22 protein-coding genes are annotated in these 24776 nt (G+C 71.7%); 16 read left to right on the top strand and 6 right to left on the bottom strand.

Features of this window, described 5'->3' with window-relative positions; translation table 11 throughout:
* Positions 1-163: 163 nt before the first annotated feature.
* On the top strand, positions 164-925 hold the full coding sequence (locus V6R91_RS11055; RefSeq protein WP_219085407.1) for an SDR family NAD(P)-dependent oxidoreductase: 762 nt from the start codon (positions 164-166) through the stop codon (positions 923-925).
* A gap of 87 nt (positions 926-1012) precedes the next feature.
* Positions 1013-1855 carry an SDR family oxidoreductase gene (locus V6R91_RS11060; protein WP_219085408.1) on the top strand — a complete coding sequence of 281 codons (843 nt, stop codon included), beginning with the start codon at positions 1013-1015 and terminating at the stop codon, positions 1853-1855.
* 82 nt (positions 1856-1937) lie between these two features.
* Here V6R91_RS11060 and V6R91_RS11065 read toward each other — a convergent pair whose 3' ends face one another.
* The 4 genes from V6R91_RS11065 to V6R91_RS11080 all read right to left on the bottom strand — a co-directional run bounded on the left by V6R91_RS11065 (position 1938) and on the right by V6R91_RS11080 (position 4852).
* Positions 1938-2726: an ankyrin repeat domain-containing protein gene (locus tag V6R91_RS11065; RefSeq protein WP_336395452.1), complete on the bottom strand. Its 789-nt coding sequence runs from the start codon at positions 2724-2726 to the stop codon at positions 1938-1940.
* A 106-nt stretch (positions 2727-2832) separates the two neighbouring features.
* Positions 2833-3471 carry a bifunctional 4-hydroxy-2-oxoglutarate aldolase/2-dehydro-3-deoxy-phosphogluconate aldolase gene (locus V6R91_RS11070; RefSeq protein WP_231819735.1) on the bottom strand — a complete coding sequence of 213 codons (639 nt, stop codon included), beginning with the start codon at positions 3469-3471 and terminating at the stop codon, positions 2833-2835.
* Between the two features lie 46 nt (positions 3472-3517).
* On the bottom strand, positions 3518-4003 hold the full coding sequence (locus tag V6R91_RS11075; protein ID WP_336395453.1) for a hypothetical protein: 486 nt from the start codon (positions 4001-4003) through the stop codon (positions 3518-3520).
* A gap of 87 nt (positions 4004-4090) precedes the next feature.
* Entirely contained in the window at positions 4091-4852 is a 762-nt protein-coding gene (locus V6R91_RS11080; protein ID WP_336395454.1) for a GntR family transcriptional regulator, read from the bottom strand.
* Positions 4853-5122: 270 nt separating this feature from the next.
* Here V6R91_RS11080 and V6R91_RS11085 point away from each other — a divergent pair, with 270 nt between their 5' ends.
* From V6R91_RS11085 to V6R91_RS11150, 14 genes are all read left to right on the top strand, one after another.
* The gene (locus tag V6R91_RS11085; RefSeq protein ID WP_336395455.1) at positions 5123-6031 is read left to right on the top strand and encodes a sugar phosphate isomerase/epimerase family protein; all 909 of its coding nucleotides are present in this window, start codon (positions 5123-5125) and stop codon (positions 6029-6031) included.
* A complete protein-coding gene (locus V6R91_RS11090) occupies positions 6028-7197 on the top strand; it encodes a Gfo/Idh/MocA family protein (protein ID WP_336395456.1) in 1170 nt (389 codons plus the stop codon). The genes V6R91_RS11085 and V6R91_RS11090 overlap by 4 nt, the downstream gene beginning before the upstream one ends.
* A 65-nt stretch (positions 7198-7262) precedes the next feature.
* Positions 7263-8687: an extracellular solute-binding protein gene (locus V6R91_RS11095; RefSeq protein ID WP_067245214.1), complete on the top strand. Its 1425-nt coding sequence runs from the start codon at positions 7263-7265 to the stop codon at positions 8685-8687.
* Positions 8684-9661, top strand: coding sequence for a carbohydrate ABC transporter permease (locus tag V6R91_RS11100; RefSeq protein ID WP_231819738.1), 978 nt, complete (start codon positions 8684-8686; stop codon positions 9659-9661). The genes V6R91_RS11095 and V6R91_RS11100 overlap by 4 nt, the downstream gene beginning before the upstream one ends.
* Positions 9658-10512: a carbohydrate ABC transporter permease gene (locus V6R91_RS11105; RefSeq protein ID WP_217996208.1), complete on the top strand. Its 855-nt coding sequence runs from the start codon at positions 9658-9660 to the stop codon at positions 10510-10512. Before V6R91_RS11100 ends, V6R91_RS11105 begins: the two co-directional genes overlap by 4 nt.
* A complete protein-coding gene (locus tag V6R91_RS11110) occupies positions 10512-11585 on the top strand; it encodes an ABC transporter ATP-binding protein (protein WP_336395457.1) in 1074 nt (357 codons plus the stop codon). The genes V6R91_RS11105 and V6R91_RS11110 overlap by 1 nt, the downstream gene beginning before the upstream one ends.
* The gene (locus V6R91_RS11115; RefSeq protein WP_231819740.1) at positions 11585-12841 is read left to right on the top strand and encodes a CehA/McbA family metallohydrolase; all 1257 of its coding nucleotides are present in this window, start codon (positions 11585-11587) and stop codon (positions 12839-12841) included. Before V6R91_RS11110 ends, V6R91_RS11115 begins: the two co-directional genes overlap by 1 nt.
* A gap of 52 nt (positions 12842-12893) precedes the next feature.
* Positions 12894-15593 (top strand): hypothetical protein, encoded by a 2700-nt coding sequence (locus V6R91_RS11120; RefSeq protein WP_336395458.1) that lies wholly within the window; start codon positions 12894-12896, stop codon positions 15591-15593.
* A gap of 40 nt (positions 15594-15633) precedes the next feature.
* Positions 15634-16590, top strand: a complete 957-nt coding sequence (iolC, locus tag V6R91_RS11125; protein ID WP_336395459.1) for a 5-dehydro-2-deoxygluconokinase — start codon at positions 15634-15636, stop codon at positions 16588-16590.
* Positions 16590-17495 (top strand): Cgl0159 family (beta/alpha)8-fold protein, encoded by a 906-nt coding sequence (locus tag V6R91_RS11130; RefSeq protein ID WP_067245205.1) that lies wholly within the window; start codon positions 16590-16592, stop codon positions 17493-17495. The genes iolC and V6R91_RS11130 overlap by 1 nt, the downstream gene beginning before the upstream one ends.
* 46 nt (positions 17496-17541) lie before the next feature.
* On the top strand, positions 17542-19065 hold the full coding sequence (locus V6R91_RS11135; protein WP_067245203.1) for a CoA-acylating methylmalonate-semialdehyde dehydrogenase: 1524 nt from the start codon (positions 17542-17544) through the stop codon (positions 19063-19065).
* An 18-nt stretch (positions 19066-19083) separates the two neighbouring features.
* Entirely contained in the window at positions 19084-19995 is a 912-nt protein-coding gene (iolB, locus tag V6R91_RS11140) for a 5-deoxy-glucuronate isomerase (protein ID WP_336395460.1), read from the top strand.
* Positions 19995-21905, top strand: coding sequence for a 3D-(3,5/4)-trihydroxycyclohexane-1,2-dione acylhydrolase (decyclizing) (gene iolD, locus V6R91_RS11145; protein WP_336395461.1), 1911 nt, complete (start codon positions 19995-19997; stop codon positions 21903-21905). Before iolB ends, iolD begins: the two co-directional genes overlap by 1 nt.
* 114 nt (positions 21906-22019) lie before the next feature.
* On the top strand, positions 22020-22331 hold the full coding sequence (locus V6R91_RS11150) for a GIY-YIG nuclease family protein (RefSeq protein WP_336395462.1): 312 nt from the start codon (positions 22020-22022) through the stop codon (positions 22329-22331).
* Positions 22332-22634: 303 nt separating this feature from the next.
* Here the strand turns inward: V6R91_RS11150 and V6R91_RS11155 are convergent, their stop codons facing one another.
* Together V6R91_RS11155 and V6R91_RS11160 are read right to left on the bottom strand one after the other, a co-directional pair.
* Positions 22635-23966, bottom strand: a complete 1332-nt coding sequence (locus V6R91_RS11155) for a 6-phospho-beta-glucosidase (protein ID WP_336395463.1) — start codon at positions 23964-23966, stop codon at positions 22635-22637.
* Positions 23963-24712 (bottom strand): DeoR/GlpR family DNA-binding transcription regulator, encoded by a 750-nt coding sequence (locus V6R91_RS11160; protein ID WP_067245192.1) that lies wholly within the window; start codon positions 24710-24712, stop codon positions 23963-23965. Before V6R91_RS11160 ends, V6R91_RS11155 begins: the two co-directional genes overlap by 4 nt.
* Positions 24713-24776: the final 64 nt, after the last annotated feature.

Below are 24776 nucleotides of genomic sequence, written 5' to 3' on the forward strand. Positions count from 1 at the left end.
CGCCGACGCGGCGCCGCGGTGGCCGGGCTCCCCGCCAGACGCGCGCTGACGTAGGCTCGCACGCGAGACCCGCCCGCGCCGGGCCCGCTCCGGCGATGACCGCGGTGGGACTCAGGACCGCCTAGGCTGGGACTCGGGCTCACCCGTTCGAAGGAGAACACGAATGCAGATCCACGGATCAGGCGCTCTCGTCACCGGAGGCGCCAGCGGACTCGGACTCGCCACGGCCCGTCGTCTGGCGGAGGCCGGCGCGGTCGTCACGATCGTCGACCTGCCCGGGTCCGACGGCGCGGCGGTCGCCGAGGAGCACGGCTTCGCCTTCGCTCCCGCCGACGTCACGGTCGTCGACCAGGTGCGCGCGGCGGTCGAGCGCGCCTCCGAGAAGGCGCCGCTGCGGATCGTCGTGAACTGCGCCGGCATCGCGCCCCCGGCGAAGGTGCTGGACCGCGACGGCAATCCGACGGACGTGTCCGGCTTCGAGCGGATCATCCGCATCAACCTCGTGGGCACCTACACCGTGATCTCGCAGGCCTCCGCGGCGATCGCCCGCACCGAGCCGACCGAGGGCGGGGATCGCGGCGTCGTCGTCAACACGGCGAGCGTCGCCGCCTTCGACGGGCAGATCGGACAGCCCGCCTACGCCGCGTCGAAGGGCGGCGTGCACGCCATGACCCTGCCGATCGCGCGGGAGCTGGCCCGTTACGGGATCCGCGTGTGCACGATCGCCCCCGGGATCATGGAGACGCCCATGCTCGCGGGACTCCCCGAGGCGGCGCAGGCCTCGCTCGGCCAGCAGGTGCCGTACCCGCAGCGGCTCGGGCGTCCCGACGAGTACGCCGCGCTCGTCCAGCACATCGTCGAGAACGGCTACCTCAACGGCGAGACGATCCGCCTCGACGGCGCGATCCGCATGGCGCCGAAGTAGGCCGCCCGCTCTCGCGCCGCGATCCGTCGCTCCGGTCCACCGGAGCGGATACCGGCGCATCACCCCGACACGACCCCGAGGAGAACCATGACCGACACCAAGCCGCTGGCCGGCAAGACCATCCTCATGTCCGGCGGAAGCCGCGGCATCGGCCTCGCGATCGCCCTGCGCGCGGCGGCGGACGGCGCGAACGTCGCGCTGCTGGCGAAGACGGACACGCCGCATCCGAAGCTCGAGGGCACGATCCACACCGCGGCGGAGCAGATCCGCGCGGCCGGCGGCAGGGCGCTCCCGATCGTCGGAGACGTGCGGGAGGACGACGACATCACCGAGGCGGTGCTGAAGACCCAGGGCGAGTTCGGCGGGATCGACGCCGTGATCAACAACGCGAGCGTGATCGACCTGTCCGGATCGCTGGACCTCCCGGCCAAGAAGTACGACCTGATGCAGGACGTGAACGTGCGCGGGACGTTCCTCCTGTCTCGCGCGGCGATCCCGATCCTCAAGGACTCCCCGAACCCGCACATCCTGTCGCTGTCGCCGCCGCTGAACCCGACGCCGCGGTGGCTCGGCGCGCACACCGGGTACTCGCTGGCGAAGTTCGGCATGACGATGGTGACGCTGGGGCTCGCCGCGGAGTTCGCCGAGGCCGGGATCGCTGCGAACACCCTGTGGCCGAGGACGACGATCGCGACGGCCGCCGTGCAGAACCTCCTCGGCGGCGATCGGGTGATGGCCGCGAGCCGCACGCCCGAGATCTACGCGGACGCGGCGTACGCCGTGCTGACCAAGCCCGCGCGCGAGTACACCGGGCAGTCCCTCATCGTGGAGGACGTGCTCGAGGCGGACGGCGTCACGGACTTCTCCGCGTACGCGGCCGTCCCCGGGACGCCGGACGACCGGCTGTACCCCGACATCTTCCTCGACTGACGCCGACGACGGCCCCCCGTCTGTCGAGTGGTCAGTTTCTGCGGGTTGGCGGCGTCTCAACCCGCAGAAACTGACCACTCGGCTACCGGGGACGGGCGTTGTCGAGCTCGGCGACGATGGCGTCGTAGCCCTGCTGCCGCGCGAGGTCGCGAGGCGCGGTGCCGTTGCCGTCGGGGATCGTCGGATCCGCACCGCCGTCGAGGAGAGCGCGCACGGCGAGCACATAGCGCTCGGAGCCGTCGCCCAGCACGATCGCCTCGTGCAGGGCCGTCCAGCCGAGGTCGTTCACGTGGTCCGGGTCGACCCCGGCCTCCAGCAGGATCCCGATCGTGGAGAGCAGGCCACGTTCGGAGGCGGGGATCAGCGCGGTGCCGCCGAAGCGGTTCGTGCTCGCGAGATCCGCGCCATGCGCCAGAGTGAGGCGCAGGATCTCGTCGTGCCCGCGCGCGCCGGCATAGAGGTACGCGGAGTCCTGGATGTCGTCCTTGGCGTTCACGTCCGCCCCGGCCTCGATCAGCGCGCGGGCGGCCTCGACGTGGTTCTCCTTGGTCGCGGCGACGAGCGGCGTCATGCCGGCCTTTCCTCGTGTCTCGAGATTCGCGCCGCCCTCGATCGCGGTGCGGACCGCCGCCGCGTCACCGGTGGCGGCGGCGGAATACAGGGCGGAGTCCATCGCGGCCATCTCGGTCTCCGTTCGGGGGGTCGTCGGGGAAGGGGCGGTCATGCTCGGCGCGGGGGTGCGGGAGGCCGGCGGGGCCGGTGACCCGTCCTCGGCTGCCGGAGCGCAGCCGGTCACCAGCAGGGTCGCCGTCGCGGCCAGGACCGCGGCGGCGACGGCGCCGGGGAGGCGGGGTGCGCGGAAGAGCGTCATGCAATTGGTATACCAAATGCGGCTGTGCGGGAGCCGAGTGGTTCGGGACCCGTGCCTCGACGGGCGGGAAGCGCTCCGGTGTGCGGGACGCCGGTGCGTGCGCGTGTCAGCGGCGAACGGCGGCGAGGGCGGCGGCGAAGCGCACGGCGCGCTGCTCGATGTCCGCCCAGTCTCCCGCGGCGATCGATGCGCCCCGCGCCAGGTCGCCCCCGGCGCCCACGGCGACGGCCCCCGCGGCGAACCACTCCGCGAGGTTGTCGGGGGTGACGCCGCCGGTCGGCATGAGCGGGGCGTCCGGGAACGGGCCGCGCAGCGCGCTGAGGTAGGAGGGGCCGCCGAGGGAGGCGGGGAAGATCTTCACCACGTCAACGCCGAGCTCCCGCGCCTCCATGATCTCCGACGGGGTGAGCGCCCCGGTCATGACCACGGTGCCCGTCTCGATCATCGCCCGGGTCAGATCGGGGCGGGTGCCCGGCGAGACCAGGAACTCCGCCCCGGCCTCCGCGGCGGCGGCGGCCTCGGCGGGGGTCGTCACGGTCCCGGCCCCGACGTATGCGTCCGCGCCGTGACGGGAGATGAGCTCTCGGATGACGGCCGGGGCGTCCGGGGTGGAGTAGGTCACCTCGATACCGCTGATGCCGCCGCGGATCAGGGCTTCGGCCGTGTCGAGCGCGGACTCGGGCGACGGGGCGCGGAGCACGGCGAGCACTCCGGCGGAACGGGCGCGGGCGAGTCGATCGGTCATGCGGGTCTCCTTCGGGTCGGGTCCATCCTCTCAGCGGGAGAGGGCGTCAGCGCCACGCGTCGATGACGCCCTTCGACTCCTTCAGCCCGAGACCGGTCGCCTCCCGGAGGATCTTGATCGCCGCGATCGGCTGTCCGGTGGCGACGAGCCGGTCGATCTCCGCGCGGGTCGTCGGTGGCAGGGAGTCGGCGGAGAAGCCGCCCGGCGCGACCGACGCGGGCCGAGGCGCCGAACCGGGGATCCAGGCGTCGACCCGGTCCTTCGCCTCCTGCAGGGAGAGGGGCTGGTGGTCGCGGAGCACCTTGATCGCGGCGATCTTCTGGTCCGTCGCGACGAGCCGGTCGATCTCGGCCGCCACGGCGGGATCGAGCGTGCCGTCCGTCCGCGCGATCGGGATGGCGGTCGTCGCCGGCGCCGCGGAGGCGGTCGTCGGGCTCAGCGGCTCCGGGCGTTTCGGGCTCAGCGACCGCACCAGGACCCCCGCGATCACGAGCAGCACGACGACGGCGACGATCCACATCCACGGTTCCATGCCCTCCAGTCTGCCGGAGGGCGTCGCCGTTTCGTCTCGCTGCGCTCGCTCAACGACCCTCGCTGGGCCGGTGAGCGACCGGGCGGGCTACTTCGCCACGAGGGTCGTCTCGAAGCTGTACATGTCCGGGCGGTAGCAGTGGATGCCGAACTCGACGGCCGCGCCGGACTGGTCGAACGACACGCGCTCCATCGTGAGCACGGGGCCGCCCTCGTCGATCCCCAGCAGCTCGTCCTCGTCGTCCTCGGCCCGTCGCGCGCCGATCGTCTGCTTGGCGACCCGGATGGCCACTCCCCGGGCGCGCAGGATCTGGTAGAGGCCGCGGGCCTCGAGCTGCTCCGCGGTCACGACGGCGAACTCGGCGGGCAGGTAGTTCTCCAGGACCGCGACGGGGACGCCGTCCGTGCTGCGCCGGCGGCGCAGGTGCAGCACCTCGGTCCCCGTCTCGCAGCCCAGGGCGGCCGCGACCTGGTCGTCCGCGGGGATGACCTCGTGCACCAGCACCTCGGTCCCGGGCTCGTGGTGCGCGCTCTGCAGGTCCTCGTAGAGGCTGGTGAGCTCCACCTGCCGGGTGACCGAGCCCTGCACCACCTGGGTGCCGATGCCCCGGCGCCGCACGAGCAGGCCTTTGTCCACGAGCTCCTGGATCGCCCGCCGGATGGTCGGACGCGAGACGCCCAGCTGCTCCGCGATGGAGATCTCGTTCTCCAGGCGGGCCCCGGCCGGGATCGTCCCCGAGCGGATCGCCTGCTGGAGCCGCGTGGACACCTGGAAGTAGAGGGGGACGGGGCCGGTCCGGTCGATGTCGGCGAACAGCTCGTTCGGCCAGTGGACGGTGTCGTCGGCCATCGATCCCCGCTTTCTGCGACGCCGCGCCGAAGCGACGCGGTCACATTGTAGCGACAATCGGACGATTGGCCTCGGGAACGCCCCGGAAGCCGTGGTCTCGCGCTGCGAGCGTCGTTTCCCGGGGCGTCTCCTCCCCGTCCGCGAGAGGTCTCCGAGCGTTCATCAGGACACCCATTGATGCATATGTCGTTACTTGCTAACATTTCGGCGGACCCGGGCTCCACACCCTTCCGAGCGGGGTCTGCTCCTTCGATGAGGAAAGGAACACGCGTGATCCGCATCGCGAACGCGCCGGTGAGCTACGGGGTCTTCGAGCTCGCCCGGCCCGATCTCGTCGCCCTGCCCGACGGGGAGGAGCTCGCCGCCTGGATCGGCGAGGCCGGATACCAGGGCATCGACCTCGGGCCGGTGGGACTCCTCGGGCGCGGGGAGGAGCTCGTGGACCGCCTCCGCCGCCACGGGCTGGAGCTGGCCGGGGGTTGGGTCGATCTGCCGTTCACCGCCGATCAGGAGACGTTCGGCGCCGCGTTGGCGGGACTCGACGACACGCTCGACGTGTTCGTGGCCGCCGCGGAGGCGGGGCCCGCGCTCGCTCCGCTGCCGACCCTGGCCGACGCGGGCAGCGCCGAGCGTCGGGCGCGTCCGGGCGGTGCACCCGAGCTGATGCTCCAGGGCGCGGACTGGGACCGCTTCGCCGCGCGGGTGGGGATCGCGGCACAGCGCGTGCGCGCCCGCGGGCTCGAGCCCACCTTCCACCACCACGCGTGCACCTACGTGGAGACGCCCGCCGAGGTCGACGCGTTCCTCGCCTCCACCGACGTGGGCCTCACCTTCGACTCCGGCCACCTCCTCATCGGCGGCGGGGACCCGCTCGCGGACTACCGCCGCTGGAAGGACCGCATCAACCACCTCCACCTCAAGGACGCCCGCACCCGGGTGCTGGCGGAGGCGATGGAGGCCGACGACCCGATGCGCTCGGTCTGGGAGAAGCGCGTGTTCGTCGCGCTCGGCGAAGGGGATCTGGACATGGATGCGCTGGTGCAGGAGATCGTGGACGACGGGTACTCCGGCTGGCTCGTCGTGGAGCAGGACGTCGTCCCGCGCTCGATCGAGGAGATCGACCGCGCACGGACCGATCAGGTCGCGAACCGCGAGGCGCTGCGGCGGTGGTTCGCATGACCAGGACGCGGGTGGCCGTCATCGGCCTGGGGGCGATCAGCCAGAGCGTGCACCTGCCGCTGCTGCGCCGCAACGCCGAGGACTTCGAGATCGCGGCGCTGGTGGACCTCTCCGCGGAGCGGGTCGCGGACATGGCGGCGCGGTACGGCGTCGCGGACGAGGGCCGGTTCGCCTCGGTGGAGGCCCTGGCGGACGCGGTCGAAAGCGGTGAGTCCCGTGTCGACGCGGCGATCCTCGCCACCACGGGATCGCACGCGGGCGACGTGCTCCGGCTCGTCCGCGCCGGGATCCGGGTCCTCGCCGAGAAGCCGCTGTCCTACTCGCTCGCCGAGCTCGACGCCCTGCGCACGTACGCGGACGGGGCGGGCATCGACCTGCGCGACTGGGTGCGGGTCGGCTACATGAAGGAGTACGACCACGCCTCCCGGCGCGCCGCCGAGCTCCTCGCCGACGTCACGCTGCGTGCGGTCAGCGTGCAGGTCCTGCACCCGCTCGACGGGTCGCAGCTCGCCTATGCGCGCCTGGCCGCGCCGACCGGGGACGTGACCCCGGAGATGCTCGCGCCGATCCTGTCCGCGACCTCCGACGTCGTGGACACGGCCGTGGGCGCCTCGCTGCCCGTCGATCTGCGGACCCTCTACACGAACGTGGTGCTCGGGTCGATCATCCACGACGTCGGCCTGCTGCGGATGCTCGTGGGCGGACTCGGCGAGGTCCACCACGCCGAGCACTGGGGCCCGAAGATGCCCGGATCCGTCCATGCGCGCGGCACGCTCGCCCGGGACGAGACGCCGTGGACCATCGACTGGCACTACATCGACGGCTACCCGGACTACCGCGAGACCGTCGCCTTCCACCACGAGGGCGGCACGATCGAGCTCGTCTTCGGGGTGCCGTACGTGACCAACCTCCCGACCGTCCTGCGCGTGACGCAGGGGGATCCGGAGCTGGGCATCAGCGTGACCGAGTCGCGCTGGATGCAGCAGGAGGCCTTCGAGAACGAGCTGTCCGCGCTGGCGGCGCTGGTCCGCGGCGAGCGTCCCGACGGGGCGGGCGTCGAGGAGTCGGTCGACGACGTGCGCGTCGGGCAGCGGATCATCCGTGCGCTCGCGGTCTCGAAGGGCCTCGCGCTCGATCCGGGCGTCGAGGCCGCATCGGAGCAGTAGTCCCGTCCCGCAACACCTCAGCACGGCCGGGCGCGCACACCGGTCGTCACACAGAAAGGTCGACAATGATCACGAACGGAAAGCGCCGGCTTCTGACGGCGTTCGCGCTCACGGCCGCCGGTGCGGTCGTGCTGGCCGGCTGCTCGGGCGGCGCCTCGAACGGCGACGCGGGCGGGGAATCCGGTGGCGGAGAATCCGGCCCGGTCACGCTCACCCTGACCGCCAACTCGATCACCGGGGGCAAGAACGCAGCGGAGGCGGACTGGATCGCCGACTACGTCGTCCCGGAGTTCGAGAAGGCGATGAAGGCCGACGGCAAGGACGTCACCGTCGAGTTCCAGCCGCAGGGCGTGGACGACGAGGACTACAAGACGAAGATCGCCCTGGACCTGCAGTCCGGCAAGGGCGCCGACATCATCGGCATGGACGGCATCTGGGTGGGGGAGTTCGCCGAGGCCGGGTACATCAAGCCGCTCGCCGACGTGGCCGCGTCCTCCGACGACTGGGACGGCTGGGCGCAGATCCCCGAGGCCGTGCAGAACGCACTGTCGTTCGACGGCGACCGGTACGGCGTCCCGCAGGGCGCCGACGGCCGCGTCCTGTACTACAACAAGACGCTCTTCGCCGAGGCGGGACTGCCTGAGGACTGGCAGCCCACGAGCTGGGACGAGATCATCGAGGCGTCGAAGGCGCTCAAGAAGGTCGAGGGCGTGACGCCGATCCAGCTCAACGCGGGCACCGCGATGGGCGAGGCGACGACCATGCAGGGTCTGCTCCCGCTCATCGTCGGCACCGGCGAGGAGGTCTACGAGGACGGGAAGTGGATCGGGGCGAGCGACGGCCTGAAGGAGGCGCTCGACCTCTACAAGACGATCTACGTCGACGAGGGACTGGGCGACCCGGTGCTGCAGCAGGAGGCCTCCGGACGCGACACGTCGTTCCAGCTCTTCGCCGAGGGCAAGATCGGCATCCTCCTCGAGGGCGACTACTTCTGGCGATCGGTGATCAACCCCGCCGAAGGCGTCGGAACCGCTCCGATGGCCGATCGCGACGAGGTCGTGGGCTACGCGAAGATCCCGGCCGTGAAGCCGGGCAAGGGCATCAACGGCCAGGACTTCGTCTCGATGTCGGGCGGGACCGGTCGCGTGCTCAACCCGAACTCGAAGAACCCTGAGCTCGCGTGGGAGCTGCTGGCGTTCATGAACTCGCCGGAGGCGTTCGAGGCGCGCGTCGCGGGCACCATCTCGATCACGCCGCGCACCGACGTGAACGAGAAGATCCTCGCGAGCGACAAGATGCTCACGTTCGTCAACGACGAGGTGCTCCCGATCACCGCCTACCGTCCCGGCCTCGCGGCCTACCCGCAGGTGTCGGTGCTGCTCCAGCAGGCCACGCTCGACGTCGCCACGGGCACCTCGGTCGACGACGCGCTGAAGACGTACGTCGGCGGTCTCGAAGGGGTCGTGGGCGAGGACGCGATCTCGAAGTGACCGCGAACGCGACCATGCCGGCGGGGGGCGTCCGCGCCCCCCGCCGGCGCCGGGCAGAGGACGTGGCGGGGCTGGGCCGCGTCCGGGCGACGCTGTTCGCCGCTCCCGGCCTGATCCTCATCGGTCTGTTCCTGCTCTTCCCCGCGCTGTGGACGGTCTACCTGGGGATGACCGACTACCGGCTCACGGGCCTCGCCGCGGCGAACCCGCAGTTCGTGGGGCTGGACAACTTCTCCCAGGCGCTCGCCGACCCGAAGTTCTGGAACTCGCTCTGGCTGACGCTCGTCTTCGTCCTCGTGTCGGGCATCATCGGCCAGACCGTGCTGGGCTTCGCGCTGGCGTGGATGCTGCGCAACGTCCGCGGCTGGGTGAAGACGACCGTGGAGACGCTCGTGCTCGCCGCCTGGGTGATCCCGGCCTCGGTCGCATCGTTCCTGTGGCTCGCGCTCCTGGACCGCCGCAGCGGCACCCTCAACGCGCTTCTCGGCACGGAAGGGGCGGCCTGGCTGATCCAGCACCCCATGGAGTGCATCATCATCTTCAACGTCTGGGTCGGGACGGCGTTCTCGATGCAGCTGTTCTCCTCCGCCATCAGCGCCGTGCCACCGTCGCAGCTGGAGAGCGCGCGGATGGTCGGCGCGAACACCTGGCAGCAGCTCCGCGACGTGATCCTGCCGAACATCAAGGGCCACCTGCTGACGAACACGCTCCTGATCACGCTGTGGACGTTCAACACGTTCACGCCCTACCTGCTCACGGCGGGAGGGCCCAACGGAGCCACCGACATCCTCTCCGTGTACATCTACCGCACGGCGATCCCGGGCGGTCAGCTGGGGCTCGGGGCGGCGATCTCGCTCATCATGCTCCTCATCAACCTCGTCATCGCCCTGATGTACATGCGCGTCTCCCGGGGCCGGAGCGGGAAGAGCGGACGGAAGACCGGATCGAAGAGCGCGAAGGAGGCCCGCGCATGATGTCCGCCGTGAAGACCGTCGCCCGCGACCGGTCCGTCATCCACTTCGTCTCGCGCGTGCTCTTCGTGCTCGTGCTCGTCGTCGTGTCGCTGTTCTTCGCGCTGCCGATGGTCTGGCTCGTGCTCGCTCCCTTCGACGCGACGCCGTCGCTGACGGTGTCGTGGCCGGACTGGACCCTGGACAGCTTCGCGCGCCTGGCGGAGAACCCCTACGCGCTGCGATCGATCGGGAACTCGCTCCTGCTCGGGATCGGCACGATGGTCGTCGTCATCGTGCTCGGGGCGCTCGCGTCCTACGCGATGAGCCGGATCAACATCCCCGGGCGCGACGCGATCCTGTACGCGCTGCTGCTGCTGTCCTCGATCGTCACGGGCACCGCCGCCATGGTCCCGACGTTCCAGCTCATCACCCAGCTGCAGCTCATCAACACCCACGTCGGCGTGATCCTGGTGCTCGCGGGAGGGATCCTCCCGACGGTCATCTTCATCCTCAAGGACTTCATGGACTCGATCCCGAAGTCCTACGAGGAGTCCGCGCGGCTGTACGGCGCGGGCCCGTTCCGGATCCTGAAGGACGTCGTCGTGCCGATCGCCCGACCCGGCCTCGCGTTCATCGCGATCTGGACCATCGTGCAGGTGTGGGGCAACTTCCTCGTCCCGTTCCTCCTGCTGCGCACGCCCGACATGCAGCCGGCCGCCGTGCTGATGTACACCTTCTACACCGAGAGCGGACAGGCGGATCTGCGCCTGATCTCCGCGTTCTCGCTGGTGTTCTCGGTGCCGGTCCTCCTCATCTACTTCTTCGTCAACCGACGTTACGGTTTCCGCTTCCACGGAGGAATCAAGTCCTGATGGCCAGAATCTCAGCCCACGAGCTCGTCAAGGAGTACCCCGGCGGGGTGCGCGGCGTCGACAGCATCGACGTGGAGATCGCCGACGGCGAGTTCTTCGCGCTCCTCGGCCCCTCCGGATGCGGGAAGACCACGCTGCTGCGCTCGATCGCGGGCCTGGAGAGCATCACCTCCGGCCGCCTGACGATCGGCGACAAGGACGTGACCAACGCCGAGCCGGGGGAGCGCGGCGTCGCCATGGTCTTCCAGGACTACGCCCTGTTCCCGCACATGGACGTCGGCGACAACATCGCCTACCCCCTGCGCATCCGGCGGGTCGCGAAGGGAGAGCGCCGCGCGACGGCGGAGTCGGTCGCGAACGGGCTGTCCCTGGACGGTCTGATCGAGCGTCGCCCCGGTCAGCTCTCCGGCGGACAGCAGCAGCGCGTCGCGCTCGCCCGTGCCGTGGCCACCCGGCCCGACGTCCTGCTGCTCGACGAGCCCCTGTCGAACCTGGATGCGCGGCTGCGTCTGGAGGCGCGCACCTTCCTCAAGGAGCTGCAGCGCGACCTGGGCGTCACGACGGTGTTCGTGACGCACGACCAGGCCGAGGCGCTCGCGCTCGCCGACCGGATCGCCGTCATGAAGGCCGGGAAGCTCCAGCAGATCGGCTCGCCGCGGGAGATCTTCCACCGTCCGAACAACACGTTCGTGGCCGGGTTCATCGGATCCATGCCGATGAACCTGATCCCCACCGCCGTGTCGGCGGGGACCGTGCGGATCGGCGAGACCGCGGTGCCGCTGCCCGCCGAGACCGCGGCGCTGGTCGCGGAGGGGCAGCGGGTCGTGTTCGGGATCCGGCCGGAGTACGTCAGCTGGTCGACCGAGCCCGCGGCCGGAGGGATCCCCGCTGAGGTGATCGTGACCGAGACGCTGGGGGCGAGCACCCTCGTCCTCGTCGGCGCCGGTGAGCACAAGCTGCAGGTGGTCGTCCCCGAGGAGCATGAGCCGGAGCCGGGCGCGCGAGGCTGGGTGGTCCCCCACCTCTCGCGAGCGCTGCTGTTCGACGAGGAGAGCACGGAGCGCATCGGCTGATGGCCATCGACCGCACCGCGCTGCACCTCACGCACGAGATCCAGAACGAGGACCGCTACGTGCGGGTGCCGTTCGAGGTCCCCACGGGGACCGACTCGATCGAGGTCCGCATCGCCTACGACGCGGCCGCGGCGGTGATCGACCTCGGGTGCGAGGGGGCGGCGGGCTGGCGCGGATGGTCCGGCGGAGCGCGGACGTCGTACGTCATCCGGGCGGACGACGCCACGCCCGGCTACCTCCCCGGGCCCCTCGAAGAGGGCGAATGGACCGTGATCCTGGGCGTGCACCGGCTGGCGCCGGGCGGCGCGGACGTGGTCGTGGAGGTCCGGACGCCGGCGGAGTCGGGCATCGACCACGGTCCGGAGGCCGCCCCGGTGCGCAGCGTGCCGCGCGGGAGCGCGCGAGGGCTGCCCGCTCCCGCCGGGATGCGCTGGTACGCCGGCGACTTCCACGGGCACACTCTCCACTCGGACGGCCAGGAGAGCATCTCCGGCCTGGCGGCGCTCGGCGCCGCAGCCGGCCTGGACTTCCTCTCCGTCACCGATCACAACACCACCAGCCATCACGCGCACCTCCCCTCGGTCGGCGCACGGCAGGGGATCACGCTGCTGCCGGGGCAGGAGGTCACCACCCACCGGGGCCACGCCAACGCCTTCGGCGACATCGGCTGGATCGACTTCCGCCGACCGGCTCAGGAATGGGTCGACGAGGTCGATCGCCGCGGCGGGGTGCTGAGCGTGAACCATCCGCTCGGCGGGGACTGCTCGTGGCTGCACCCGCTGGAACGGCTGCCGCGCGCGCTGGAGCTGTGGCACTCGGAGTGGTACCGGGAGCTCATCGCGACGTCACCGCTCGCGTTCTTCGCGAGGTGGGGCACCGGGGTCACCCTCCTGGGCGGGTCCGACTTCCACATGCGCGGTCAGCGCGTAGGGCCCGGGACCCCCACGACCTGGGTCGCGGCCGAGGAGCCCAGCGCCGAGGCGATCCTCGCCGGCGTCGCCGCCGGGCGCACGGCGATCATGGGCGGCGTCACGGAACGGGACGGCCTGACCGTCCCGGACGTCCTCACCGCGCCCGTCCTGCTGCGCCTGGACGGCGCGCTCGTCGCGATCGACGCGGACGGGCTCATCCTCGTCGACGGTCTCGGCGGCCGACGCACCGTCCACGGAGCCCGTGCGGAGTTCGACGCGGATCCCGCCGCCGGCCCGTACTCCTTGCTGCACCCCGACCGGCGGATCCTGGCGCTCAGCGCCTGAACCGTCGCCCTGCCCCCACCGAACCGCCCCCGAGAGAACCGGAGCCCCGTCCGTGAGCAGTGAGATCGTCGTCGTCCCGCACACCCACTGGGATCGGGAGTGGTACGAGCCGCACGACGTGTTCCGGCTGCGGCTGGTGCACATGCTGGACCGGCTGCTCGTGCTGCTGGAGGAGGAGCCCGCCTATCGGTTCACGCTCGACGGGCAGGCGGCCGCGATCGAGGACTATCTGGAGATGCGGCCGGAGAACCGCGACCGGGTCGTCGCCCTGGTCGAGGAGGGGCGCCTGAGCCTCGGACCCTTCCTCATCCTGCTCGACGAGTTCGCGTGCGACGGGGAGACCATCGTGCGCAACCTCGAGCTCGGCCGTGCCGCCAGCGCGCGACTCGGCGGGGCCATGCCCGTCGGGTATCTCCCCGACATGTTCGGGCACGCGGCGCAGATGCCCCAGATCCTGCGCGGCTTCGGGATCCGCCACGGCGCCCTCTGGCGCGGCGCGCCGGCCGCCGTGCGGGAGCACGCGTTCGCCTGGACCGCGCCGAACGGCGACGCCGTGCGCTGCGAGTACCTGTTCGACGGGTACGGGAACGGTCTGGACATGTTCGCGCTCGCGGGGCAGCTCGCCGACCTCGCCCCGGACTACGCGGCGCGCACCGCCTCCTGGTACGGGGACGACCCGGTCCTCGCCATGCTGGGGACCGACCACTCCGCTCCGCCCGAGGACCTCGCCGAGGTCGTCGCCGCCTACGACGCGCTCGGCGGCGCACCGCGCATGTCGATCGCGACGCTCGACGAGCACCTGGCCCGATACGGCACCGACGACGCCGCACTCGATCGGCTTCCCGCGGTCCGCGGCGAGCTGCGCTCGCATGCGCGCGGCAACCTCCTCCCGGGAGTGTTCTCGATCCGCACCAACCTGAAGGCCGAGATGGGGCGGACCGAGCGCGCGCTCGCCGCCGCGGAACGACTGGACCTCGTCTTCGGCTCGCGCGACCACCGCCGGTTCTTCGACACCGCGTGGTATCGCCTCGTGGAGAGCACCGCGCACGACTCGGTGACCGGCTGCGGCGTCGACGCGACGGCCGAGCAGGTGGGCACGCGCATCCACACGGCCGGGCACATCGCACGCGGCGTGATCGACAGCGTGATGCGCGACCTCGCGCGGGGCGTCACCCCGGCGCAGCACCTCGTGTTCAACCCGGCGGGAGCCGCGCGGCGCACCCAGGTCGAGGTGACGCTGCACGACGCGGAGGCGCGGGAGCTCTCCGCCGGCGTGCAGCTGCTCGACCGCCTCCCCACCGTCCTCGGCGACGAGCGCCTGCGGACGGCCGACCTGCCGAAGATCCTCCGCCGCATCCACGGCCGGGAGCTGTTCGGACAGCAGATCAACGGCTACGCGTGGGGTGCGTCGTCCCTGCGGTTCCGGGTGGCGGAGAGCCCGGAGGGCGTGTGGGACCTCGCGGCCTTCACCGCGGAGCTCGAGGAGCGCGTGGCGGCGGACCCCGAGCGGGAGGCGGTCTGGCACGTCGAGACCATCGCGGATCCTCGTCGGCGCGCCCTGCTCGCGGCCGATGTGCCCGGGCTCGGACTGGCGGCCGTGTCCGAGACCGCAGCGCCCGCCCCGACCGACCCCGTGCGGGTGACCGCGCGCAGCCTCGCCAACGCCGCGCTGACCGCGACCGTGGCGGACGACGGGACGGTGCGGATCGAGGCCGCGGACGGGACCGTCCTCGACGGCGCTCTGACGATCGTCGACGACGGCGACCGCGGCGACTCCTACAATTACGGACCGGTCGCGGACGAGGGCGGCGTCTCCTCGTCCGTGACGACGCCCCGGTCGGTGGAGATCGTCGTCCAGGAGGAGGGGCCGCTGCGGGGGCGCCTCCTCATCCGCCGTGCCTACGACGTTCCCGAGGGCCTCGACGAAAGCCGTCGCCGTTCCTCCGCGACCGTGCCGCTGGTCGTGGAGACGACGGTCGAGCTCCGCGAGGGCGAGCCGTTCCTGCGGGTCGGCGTCGACCACGTCAACACCGCCTCCGACCACCGCCTGAGGGTTCTCGTGCCGGTCGGCGGTGTGGACCTGGACGCCTCACGCAGCGCCGGGCAGTACGGCATCACCGTGCGCGGACGCGAGGCCGAGGGCGGATGGGGCGAGTACCCGTTGCCGACCTACCCGGCCTACCGCTTCGCCGCGGCGGGCCGTGCGGCCGTGCTCGTCCGCAAGCTCACGGAGTACGAACTGGTGTCCGCCCCGGGCGGCGACGACGCGCTGGCGCTCACCCTCTCCCGTTCCGTGGGGATGATGAGCGTCAACCTCCATCCGCTCCGCGACGAGCCGGCCGGGTCCGAGATCCCGGTCCCGGGCGCGCAGTACCTCGGTGTGGCCGTCCACACGGACCTCGCGATCCTGCCCTCGTCCGATGACGCCGCGATCGTCCGCGCCTCGGATCTGTTCCGGCACGACCCGATCGTCGTGCGGGGGACGGGCGAACGGGATCTGCCGCTTCCCGCGCCCGCCGTGGCGGGGGTGCTCGACGGCGACGTCGTGCTGGAGTCGGCGCGCCGCGTCGACGATCAGGCGGAGCTCCGGTTCGTGAACTACCTCGACGAGGAACGTGTCCTGGGCTTCGCCGCGCCGGGGGCATGGACGCGGACGGATCTGGACGGCCGGCCGGAGGGCGCGGTGGATCCGGGATCGCTGTCCGTGCCGGGCGGTCAGGTCGTCACGATCCGTCGCCGTCTCGACACCTAAGTGATAATGTAAGGACATATAAGCCGAGGAGAGGGGCGAGATGGCGCAGGACCGATCGATACCGGAGATCCTCACGATCGGACGCCTCGGCGTCGACCTGTACCCGCTGCAGGACGGCGTGGGACTGGCCGAGGTGACGAGCTTCGGGAAGTACCTCGGGGGAAGCGCCGCCAACGTCTCGGTCGCCGCCGCCCGGTACGGCCACGACGTCGCCCTGCTCTCCCGGGTGGGCGACGACCCCTTCGGCCGTTACCTCCAGGACGAGCTGGCGCGGCTCGGCGTGCGCAATGCGTTCGTGCCGACGGACCCGACGTACAAGACCCCGATCACCTTCTGCGAGATCTTCCCCCCGGACGACTTCCCGTTGTACTTCTACCGGGAGCCCACGGCGCCCGACCTGCAGATCGTTCCGGCCGACGTCGACCCGGAGGCCGTGCGCGGGGCGGCGCTGATGTGGTTCACGGCGACGGGACTCAGCGAGGAGCCGAGCAGGCAGACGCACATCGACCTGCTCGCACTGCGGGAGCGTCGCCGCCACACCGTCTTCGACCTCGACTACCGGCCCATGTTATGGGCCGACGTGCAGGCGGCGCGGACCGAGATCCAGCGTGCGCTCGCCTTCGCCACCGTCGCGGTCGGCAACCGCGAGGAGTGCGAGGTCGCCGTCGGCGAGACGGAGCCCGAGCGGGCCGCGGACGCGCTGCTGGATCGCGGCGTGGAGCTCGCGATCGTCAAGCAGGGGCCGAAGGGCGTCCTCGCCAAGACCCGGACCGAGCGGATCGAGGTCCCGGCGACCGTCGTGGACGTCGTGAACGGACTCGGGGCGGGGGACGCCTTCGGCGGCGCGCTCTGCCATGGTCTGCTCGCCGGGTGGGACCTGGAGCGCACGCTCACGTACGCCAACGTCGCGGGCGGGATCGTGGCCGGGCGGCGAGAGTGCTCGACGGCCATGCCCACCGAGGCCGAGGTCGCCCGCATCGTGGAGGGGGAGCGCTGATGTCCGTGCTGACCGAGGAGGACTTCGCGCGGCTGCGGACCGTGCGCGCCGAGAGCCCGGGGGAGATCCCCGCGATCCTCGCTCGGCGCCGGCGGCGCGACGTCATCCGCGACGACGGACGGCTGTTCATCATCGCGGCCGACCATCCGGCGCGCGGCGCCCTCGCGGTCGGCTCCTCCCCGTACGCCATGGCGGACCGGTACGAGCTCCTCGAGCGTCTCGCGATCGCGCTCCGCCACCCCGGCGTGGACGGCGTGCTCGGGACCCCCGACGTCCTGGAGGACCTCGCCGTCCTCGGGCTGCTGGACGACAAGATCCTCGTCGGCTCGATGAACCGCGGCGGGCTCCGCGGCGCCTCCTTCGAGATGGACGACCGCTACACGGGATACGACGTCCCCGCGATGGTCGAGTCCGGCGTGGACTTCGCGAAGGCCCTGGTGCGCGTGGACCTGGACGATGCGGGCACCGCCGCCACCCTCGAGGCGACCGCCGCCGCGGTCTCCGCCGCCGCCCGCGCGGAGCTGCCGATCATGCTCGAGCCGTTCCTCAGCCGCCGCGTCGACGGGAGGGTGGCCAACGACCTCAGCCCCGAGGGGGTGATCCTCTCGATCGCCATCGCCTCGGGGCTCGGCGCGAGCAGCGCGCGGACGTGGATGAAGCTCCCCGTCGTCGAGGACATGGAACGGGTCGTCGCCGCGACCACGATGCCGGTGCTGCTGCTCGGCGGGGATGCGGGCGCGGATCCCGACGACACGTTCTCCTCGTGGGAGGACGCCCTCTCGCTCCCGGGTGTGCGCGGCCTGACCGTCGGACGCACCCTGCTGTACTCCGCCGACATCGACGTCGCGGCCGCGATCGACATCGCCGCCTCCCTCGTCCACCCCGGCCTCACCTCCGCGTCCTGACGACGGGACTCCCGCCGGACGCCCGACCCCCAGACAAGGACCATCGATGACCACCGACACCGCCGCGCCCCTGATCCCGCACTGGATCGACGGCGCGCCCCACGCCCCTGAGAACGGCCGCACCGCTCCCGTGCACAACCCCGCGACCGGAGCGGTGTCGGGCCGCGTCGCGCTGGCCGGGGAAGACGAGATCGCCGCCGCGATCGCCTCCGCCGAGCGCGGGTTCGCCGAGTGGAGCGGGTACTCGATCGCCAAGCGGCAGACGGTGATGTTCGCGTTCCGCGAGCTGCTGAACGCGCGCCGCGACGAGCTGGCCGCGCTCATCACCGCCGAGCACGGCAAGGTGCGCTCGGATGCGATGGGCGAGATCCTGCGCGGTCAGGAGGTGGTGGAGCTCGCCTGCGGGTTCCCGCACCTCACGAAGGGCGCCTACTCCGAGAACGCCTCCACCGGGGTCGACGTCTACACGCTCCGGCAGCCGCTCGGCGTCGTGGGCATCATCTCCCCGTTCAACTTCCCGGCCATGGTCCCGATGTGGTTCTTCCCCATCGCGATCGCCGCGGGTAACGCCGTCGTCCTGAAGCCCAGCGAGAAGGACCCCTCCGCCGCGCTGTGGCTGGCGGAGCTCTGGGCCGAGGCGGGGCTCCCGGCCGGGGTCTTCACCGTCCTCCAGGGCGACAAGGCCGCCGTGGACGGGCTGCTCACGAGCCCGGCCGTCGCGTCGATCTCGTTCGTCGGGTCCACCCCGATCGCCCAGTACATCTACGAGACCGCGTCCCGGCACGGCAAGCGCGTCCAGGCGCTCGGCGGCGCGAAGAACCACATGCTCGTACTCCCCGACGCCGACCTCGACCTCGTCGCCGACCAGGCGGTGAACGCCGGATACGGCGCCGCGGGGGAGCGGTGCATGGCGATCTCCGTCGTGCTCGCCGTCGAGCCGGTCGCGGACGCGCTCATCGACCGGATCGCGGAGCGGATCGCCACCCTGCGCGTCGGGGACGGCGCCGGAGGCCCCGACGGCGAGCCCGACATGGGGCCGCTCATCACGCGCGAGCACCGGGACCGCGTGGCGTCCTTCGTCGACATCGCCGAGCAGGACGGCGCGCGGATCGTCGTGGACGGGCGGGACCTCCGCATCGACGGACGTGAGGACGGGTTCTGGTTCGGCCCCACTCTCATCGACGACCTCCCGACCACCTCCCGCGCCTACCAGGAGGAGATCTTCGGCCCGGTCCTCCAGGTCGTCCGCGTCGCCTCCTATCAGGAGGGCGTCGACCTCATCAACTCCGGGCGCTTCGGCAACGGCACCGCGATCTTCACCAACGACGGCGGCGCGGCCCGGCGGTTCCAGCACGAGGTCCAGGTGGGGATGATCGGGATCAACGTCCCGATCCCGGTCCCCGTGGCCTACCATTCCTTCGGCGGGTGGAAGGCGTCGCTGTTCGGCGACGCCAAGGCGTACGGCGTGCACGGGTTCGACTTCTTCACGCGGGAGAAGGCGATCACCAGCCGCTGGCTCGACCCCGCGACGCACGGCGGCATCGACCTCGGCTTCCCGCAGAACGGCTGAGCGAGTCAGGAGCACCGGATGAGCACGACCGACCCGCAGTGGGTCCACCCGCGCGGCACGCTGTCCCGGGACGGCTGGGAGAGCGTCGTCGACGAGACGCTCCCCGGATGGGAGCACACCGGTCTGCGCATCGGCGTGCTCGGCGGCGGCGGGCGGCTGACGCTCGGGGAGACGGGGGTCGAACGCCTCGTCGTGCCGCTCGCCGGTTCCTTCACCGTGGTGCATACGGAGAAGGGGCGCACCTCCGAGACGGCCCTCGACGGGCGGGCCTCCGTGTTCGACGGCCCCACCGACGTGCTGTACCTCTCGGCCGCGGCCACCGCGGAGATCACGGGAGCGGGCCGCGTCGCCGTGGCGTCGTCCCGGACGGAGGCGATCCATCCGACCCGCCGGATCCCGGCCGCGGACACCCCCGTCGAGCTGCGCGGTGCCGGCGCGTCCAGCCGTCAGGTGCACAACTTCGGGACGCCCCAGGCGCTGGAGGCCGAACGGCTCATCGTGTGCGAGGTGATCACTCCGGCCGGCAACTGGTCCTCGTATCCGCCGCACAAGCACGACGAGCACGTCCCCGGCCACGAGACGCGGCTGGAGGAGATCTACTACTTCGAGTCCGCGCCCGAGCGGGGCACCGTGCCGCGACCCGCGGCCGACGCGTTCGGGACCTTCGCCACCTCCTCGTCCCCGGCGGGCGAGATCGAGGTGGACGCGCGCGTGCGCACGGGCGATGTGGTCCTCGTCCCCTACGGCTACCACGGCCCGGCCGCCGCCGCGCCGGGCTACGACCTCTACTACCTCAACGTGATGGCGGGGCCGGACCCGGACAGGGTGTGGCTCATCACGGACGACCCGGCGCACGCCTGGGTGCGGGAGCAGTGGCAGGAGCAGGACGTGGATCCGCGCCTGCCCTACACGGACGAAGGAGCACGCTGATGCAGACGAGGCGGATGACGGTCGCGCAGGCCCTGGTCGAGTTCCTGGCCCGCCAGTGGACCGTGGACGGGACGGTCCGGGAGCGCACGATCCCCGGCGTCTTCGGCATCTTCGGCCATGGCAACGTCGCCGGGCTGGGACAGGCGCTGCACCAGGCGAACCTCACCGAGCCCGACCTCATGCCGTACTACCAGGCCCGCAACGAGCAGGCCATGGTGCATCAGTCCGTCGGCTTCGCGCGCATGCACCGGCGGCGGGCCACGTTCGCGTCCGCCGCCTCGGTCGGCCCCGGCGCCACCAACATGCTCACCGGCGCGGCGTTGGCCACGACGAACCGGCTCCCCGCCCTGCTCCTGCCCAGCGACACCTTCGCCACCCGCGTCGCCGACCCGGTGCTGCAGCAGCTGGAAGTGCCGCGGGACACCGGGCTGACGGTCAACGACGCGTTCCGCCCGCTGTCGGTGTTCTTCGACCGGGTGCAGCGTCCGGAGCAGCTGTTCTCCATCGCGCTCGCCGCGATGCGCACGCTCACCGACCCCGCCGAGACCGGGGCGGTGACCATCGCGCTCCCGGAGGACGTGCAGGCCGAGGCGCTGGACGTGCCCGAGGAGTTCCTCGCCGAGCGCGAGTGGCACCTGCGTCGCCCGCTTCCCGAAAAGGGTCCGCTGGAGCGTGCCGTCGCCGCGATCCGCTCCGCCCGGCGTCCGTTCGTGGTCGCAGGCGGCGGCGTGCTCTACTCCGGCGCCGAGGAGGCGCTGCGTGCCTTCGCCGAGGCCACGGGGATCCCGGTCGGCACGACGCAGGCGGGCGGCGGATCCCTGCCCTGGGACCACCCGCAGTACCTCGGCGGCGTCGGCGCGACGGGGAGCACCGCGGCGAACCGGATCGCCGCGGACGCAGACGTCGTCATCGGGATCGGCACGCGCTACAGCGACTTCACCACGGCGTCGCGCACGGCGTTCCAGAACCCCGACGCCGTGTTCGTGAACGTCAACGTCGCATCGTTCGACGCGTACAAGCACGGCTCGCGCCTGCCGATCGTCGCCGACGCCCGGGAGACCCTCGTGGCGCTGACCGAGGCGCTGGCGGACCACCGGGTCGATCCGGGGCACGCGGATCGGGTCGCCGGAGAGAAGGCGCGCTGGGACGCGGCGGTCGACGCCGCGTTCGCCCCCTCCGGGCTCGCGCGCCCGGGGCAGCCCGAGGTCATCGGGGTGGTGCGCGGAGCGCTCGCGGACGAGGACGTGATCGTCCAGGCCGCCGGATCCCTTCCCGGGGATCTGCACAAGCTGTGGCGGGTGAGCGATCCCCTCGGATACCACGTGGAGTACGCGTACTCGACCATGGGATACGAGATCGCCGGGGGCCTCGGCGCCAAGCGCGGCCTGCTCGCCGACGGCGACGCCCGCGACGTCGTCGTGATGGTGGGCGACGGCTCCTACCTCATGCTGAGCTCGGAGCTGGCGACCGCGGTGGCCGAGGGGATCAAGCTCATCGTCGTGCTCGTGCAGAACCACGGCTACGCCTCGATCGGGCACCTGTCGGAGACGACCGGCGCCGAGCGCTTCGGGACGAAGTACCGGGCCTACGATCCGCGGGTGCGGAACTTCCAGGGGGACGAGATCCTGCCGGTGGATCTCGCCATGAACGCCCGCAGCTACGGGATCGACGTGGTCGAGATCGCACCGTCGCCGGCGGCGGCGGACGATCTTCGCGCGGCGCTCGCCGCGGCGAAGGCGTCGGAGCGCTCGACGCTCATCCACATCGAGACGGATCCGACGATCTACGCCCCCGACGGGGAGGGCTGGTGGGATGTGCCCGTGGCGGAGGTCTCGGAGACCCCGTCGGCGCAGCGCGCCCGCGCCGAGTACGAGCAGCAGCGCACCGCCCAGCGCCCCCTCCTCGGCTGAGGCGTTTCGTCCCGCGCGGATCGGTGGTCCTCGGTCGTTGAGCGAGGAGCGCAGCGACGAGTCGAAACGTGGTGACCCGGCAGGGATGTCCGGGACGGTGGGTAGCGTGCGGACATGTCAGGGTTCACGTACATCCTCCGATGCGCAGACGGCACCTATTACGTCGGCAGCACGACGGACCTCGATCGTCGGCTCGCTCAGCATGCGGCGGGGGAGGGCAGCGCGTACACCCGACGGCGGCTCCCCGTGACGCTGGCATGGCACGAGCGATTCGAGAGGATCGACGAGGCCTTCGCGTGGGAGAAGCGCATCCAGGGGTGGGGGCACGCGAAGCGCGAGGCCTTCATGGCGGGAGGGATCGACGCGGTCCGGGGCTGGAGCGCCCGCGGCCGTCGGCGCACGGAGGGACCCCACCCCGGTCGTTGAGCGAGGAGCGCAGCGACGAGACGAAACGGGGTGACCCGGCGTCCGGGGTGTGGCGTTTCGTCTCGCTGCGCTCGCTCAACGGCCGGGTGGTGTTCGCTCGTTGAGCGAGGAGCGCAACGGCGAGTCGAAACGCGGTGACCCGGCGTCCGGGGTGGGGGCGTTTCGTCTCGCTGCGCTCGCTCAACGACCGGGTGGTGTTCGGTCGTTGAGCGAGGAGCGCAGCGACGAGTCGAAACGTGGTGACCCGGCGTCCGGGTAGCGCGGTTCGTCTCGCTCCGCTCGCTCGACGACCGGGCGTGCGGGTCAGCGCAGGAGGTCGCCCAGGGACGGGAAGCCGGCGCGGTAGCCGTCCACGAGCCTTCGTGCCACGGAGACCGAGTCCACGAGCGGGTGGGCGGCGAACGCGCGCCATGCGAGCTCGCGGGACCCGCGCGTGGCCGCCTCGATCACGAGCTGCTCGGCGGACTTCACTTGCGTCATCAGGCCCAGCATGTCGCCGCGCACCGGGGCGATCGGCCACGGGTGCACGCCCTCGGCGTCGACGATGCAGCCCACCTCGACCACGGAGTCCTCGGGCAGCTGCGGCACGAGCGAGCCGTTGCGGACGTTGAGGATCATCGTCGCGGGGCGCCCCGTGGCGATCGCGGCCATGAGATCCAGCGCCACCTGCTGGTAGCCCCCGGAGTCGACGTCCTCCTCGTGGCGGCTCTCGCCTTCGGAGCGCGACTCGGCCATGTAGGTCGACTCGCGGGCGTGCCGTACGCGCTGCCACTCCTCGAGCGGCTGCGCCGGCGGCGCGGCGAAGAACGCGGACTGCTGCTCGTCGAGGTACTCGCCGCGCGTCGCCGCGGCGCCACGGATCGAGGCGACCGCCTCGCGCGTGAAGTAGTAGTAGTACAGGTACTCGTTCGGCAGCGCCCCGATCGTGCGGACCCAGTCGAAGCCCATGAGACGGGCCTCCTCGATCGACTCCAGGGACGCGTCGGAGCCCAGCACGTCCGGGAGCACATCCCGCCCGTCGACCGAGACGGACCGGAGCCAGCCGAGGTGGTTGAGGCCGACGTAGTCGAACGTGACGTCCGACCCGGCCGATGCCCCGGAGGCGGCCACCGCCCGGCGCATGAGGCCGATCGGGGTGTCGCAGATCCCCACCACACGGTCTCCGAGCACCTGACGCATCGCCTCCGTGACGATGCCCGCGGGGTTCGTGAAGTTGATGACCCAGGCGTCCGGGGCCACGTCGCGGATGGTTCGGGCGAGCTCCGTCATGAACGGCACGGTCCGCAGGGCGTAGGCGAGGCCGCCGGGTCCGACGGTCTCCTGTCCGAGCACGCCGAGGTCCAGGGCCGTGCGCTCGTCCACGATCCGCCCGCGGGTGCCGCCGATGCGCACGGCGGAGAAGACGAAGTCCGCGCCGCGCATCGCCTCGACGACGTCCGTGGTCGTCGTGACCCGCGGCGCGGAGGGATAGGACGGAGCGAGCTCGTCGATGACGGCCCGGATGATGTCGAGGCGCTCCGGTGCCACGTCGTACAGGCACAGCTCGTCGATCCGCGTCGGTGCGCCGTCCGCGGCGACCGCCTCGAAGACCTGGGGCACGCGGAAGCCGCCGCCGCCGACGATCGTCAGCTTCATGCGAACACCACCTCGACGTCGCCCTCCTGGAGGGTCCGGACGGTCGGCGCCCCCGGATCCGCATCGGTCACCACCGCGTCCAGCGCCTCCGGGCCGCACACGCTGAGCAGTCCGACGCCCGGCAGCTTCGTCGCGTCAGCGAGGACGACGACGCGCTGGGAGGACTCGATCATGGCGCGCTTGATCGGCACCTCCATGCCCGTCGTGTCCATGATCGTGCCGTCGGCGCGGATGCCGCTCGTGCCGAGGAAGCAGACGGTCGCGCGGATCTGGGCGAGAGCCTGCTCGGTGAGCGCGCCGACCATGGAGTTGTAGTTCTTCCGCACCGCGCCGCCGAGGATGATGAGCTCGACGGCGTCGTCGTCGCGCAGCTGGTCGACGGCGGCGAGGCTGGACGTCACCACGGTGATCCGCCGGCCGCGGAGCGCCCGGGCCAGCAGGGCGGTGGTCGTGCCGATGTCGAGGAGGACGATGTCGCCGTCGCGCACCATCTCCGCGGCCCGTGCCGCGATCCGCGCCTTTTCCTCGGGTTGCTGATGCTGCACGTCGGCGAACGGCACGCGGTCGGACTCGATGCTGCCTCCGCCGCGCACCCGACGCAGCAGGCCGTCGGCGCTCAACGCGTTCAGATCGCGTCGGATCGTCGAGGCGGAGACGCCGAACTGGTCGGCGAGTTCTTCGACGGTCACCTGGCCGTCGGCGCGCAGGGAATCCAGGATGCGGGCCTGACGTGTGGTCGTGAGCATGCGGTGAGCATATCAGTCATGATTGAGCATCAATGTGCAGTAATGCGCAGTTGCGCGTATGATC

The sequence above is a fragment of the Microbacterium sp. CCNWLW41 genome, assembly GCF_037083505.1.

What these genes read in the sequence shown, in the direction of transcription:
- V6R91_RS11055 (WP_219085407.1), top strand. Translation starts at nt 164, where the DNA reads ATGCAGATCCACGGATCAGGCGCTCTCGTCACCGGAGGCGCCAGCGGA.
- V6R91_RS11060 (WP_219085408.1), top strand. Translation starts at nt 1,013, where the DNA reads ATGACCGACACCAAGCCGCTGGCCGGCAAGACCATCCTCATGTCCGGC.
- V6R91_RS11065 (WP_336395452.1), bottom strand. Translation starts at nt 2,726, where the DNA reads ATGACGCTCTTCCGCGCACCCCGCCTCCCCGGCGCCGTCGCCGCCGCG.
- V6R91_RS11070 (WP_231819735.1), bottom strand. Translation starts at nt 3,471, where the DNA reads ATGACCGATCGACTCGCCCGCGCCCGTTCCGCCGGAGTGCTCGCCGTG.
- V6R91_RS11075 (WP_336395453.1), bottom strand. Translation starts at nt 4,003, where the DNA reads ATGGAACCGTGGATGTGGATCGTCGCCGTCGTCGTGCTGCTCGTGATC.
- V6R91_RS11080 (WP_336395454.1), bottom strand. Translation starts at nt 4,852, where the DNA reads ATGGCCGACGACACCGTCCACTGGCCGAACGAGCTGTTCGCCGACATC.
- V6R91_RS11090 (WP_336395456.1), top strand. Translation starts at nt 6,028, where the DNA reads ATGACCAGGACGCGGGTGGCCGTCATCGGCCTGGGGGCGATCAGCCAG.
- V6R91_RS11095 (WP_067245214.1), top strand. Translation starts at nt 7,263, where the DNA reads ATGATCACGAACGGAAAGCGCCGGCTTCTGACGGCGTTCGCGCTCACG.
- V6R91_RS11105 (WP_217996208.1), top strand. Translation starts at nt 9,658, where the DNA reads ATGATGTCCGCCGTGAAGACCGTCGCCCGCGACCGGTCCGTCATCCAC.
- V6R91_RS11110 (WP_336395457.1), top strand. Translation starts at nt 10,512, where the DNA reads ATGGCCAGAATCTCAGCCCACGAGCTCGTCAAGGAGTACCCCGGCGGG.
- V6R91_RS11115 (WP_231819740.1), top strand. Translation starts at nt 11,585, where the DNA reads ATGGCCATCGACCGCACCGCGCTGCACCTCACGCACGAGATCCAGAAC.
- iolC (WP_336395459.1), top strand. Translation starts at nt 15,634, where the DNA reads ATGGCGCAGGACCGATCGATACCGGAGATCCTCACGATCGGACGCCTC.
- V6R91_RS11130 (WP_067245205.1), top strand. Translation starts at nt 16,590, where the DNA reads ATGTCCGTGCTGACCGAGGAGGACTTCGCGCGGCTGCGGACCGTGCGC.
- V6R91_RS11135 (WP_067245203.1), top strand. Translation starts at nt 17,542, where the DNA reads ATGACCACCGACACCGCCGCGCCCCTGATCCCGCACTGGATCGACGGC.
- iolB (WP_336395460.1), top strand. Translation starts at nt 19,084, where the DNA reads ATGAGCACGACCGACCCGCAGTGGGTCCACCCGCGCGGCACGCTGTCC.
- iolD (WP_336395461.1), top strand. Translation starts at nt 19,995, where the DNA reads ATGCAGACGAGGCGGATGACGGTCGCGCAGGCCCTGGTCGAGTTCCTG.
- V6R91_RS11150 (WP_336395462.1), top strand. Translation starts at nt 22,020, where the DNA reads ATGTCAGGGTTCACGTACATCCTCCGATGCGCAGACGGCACCTATTAC.
- V6R91_RS11155 (WP_336395463.1), bottom strand. Translation starts at nt 23,966, where the DNA reads ATGAAGCTGACGATCGTCGGCGGCGGCGGCTTCCGCGTGCCCCAGGTC.
- V6R91_RS11160 (WP_067245192.1), bottom strand. Translation starts at nt 24,712, where the DNA reads ATGCTCACGACCACACGTCAGGCCCGCATCCTGGATTCCCTGCGCGCC.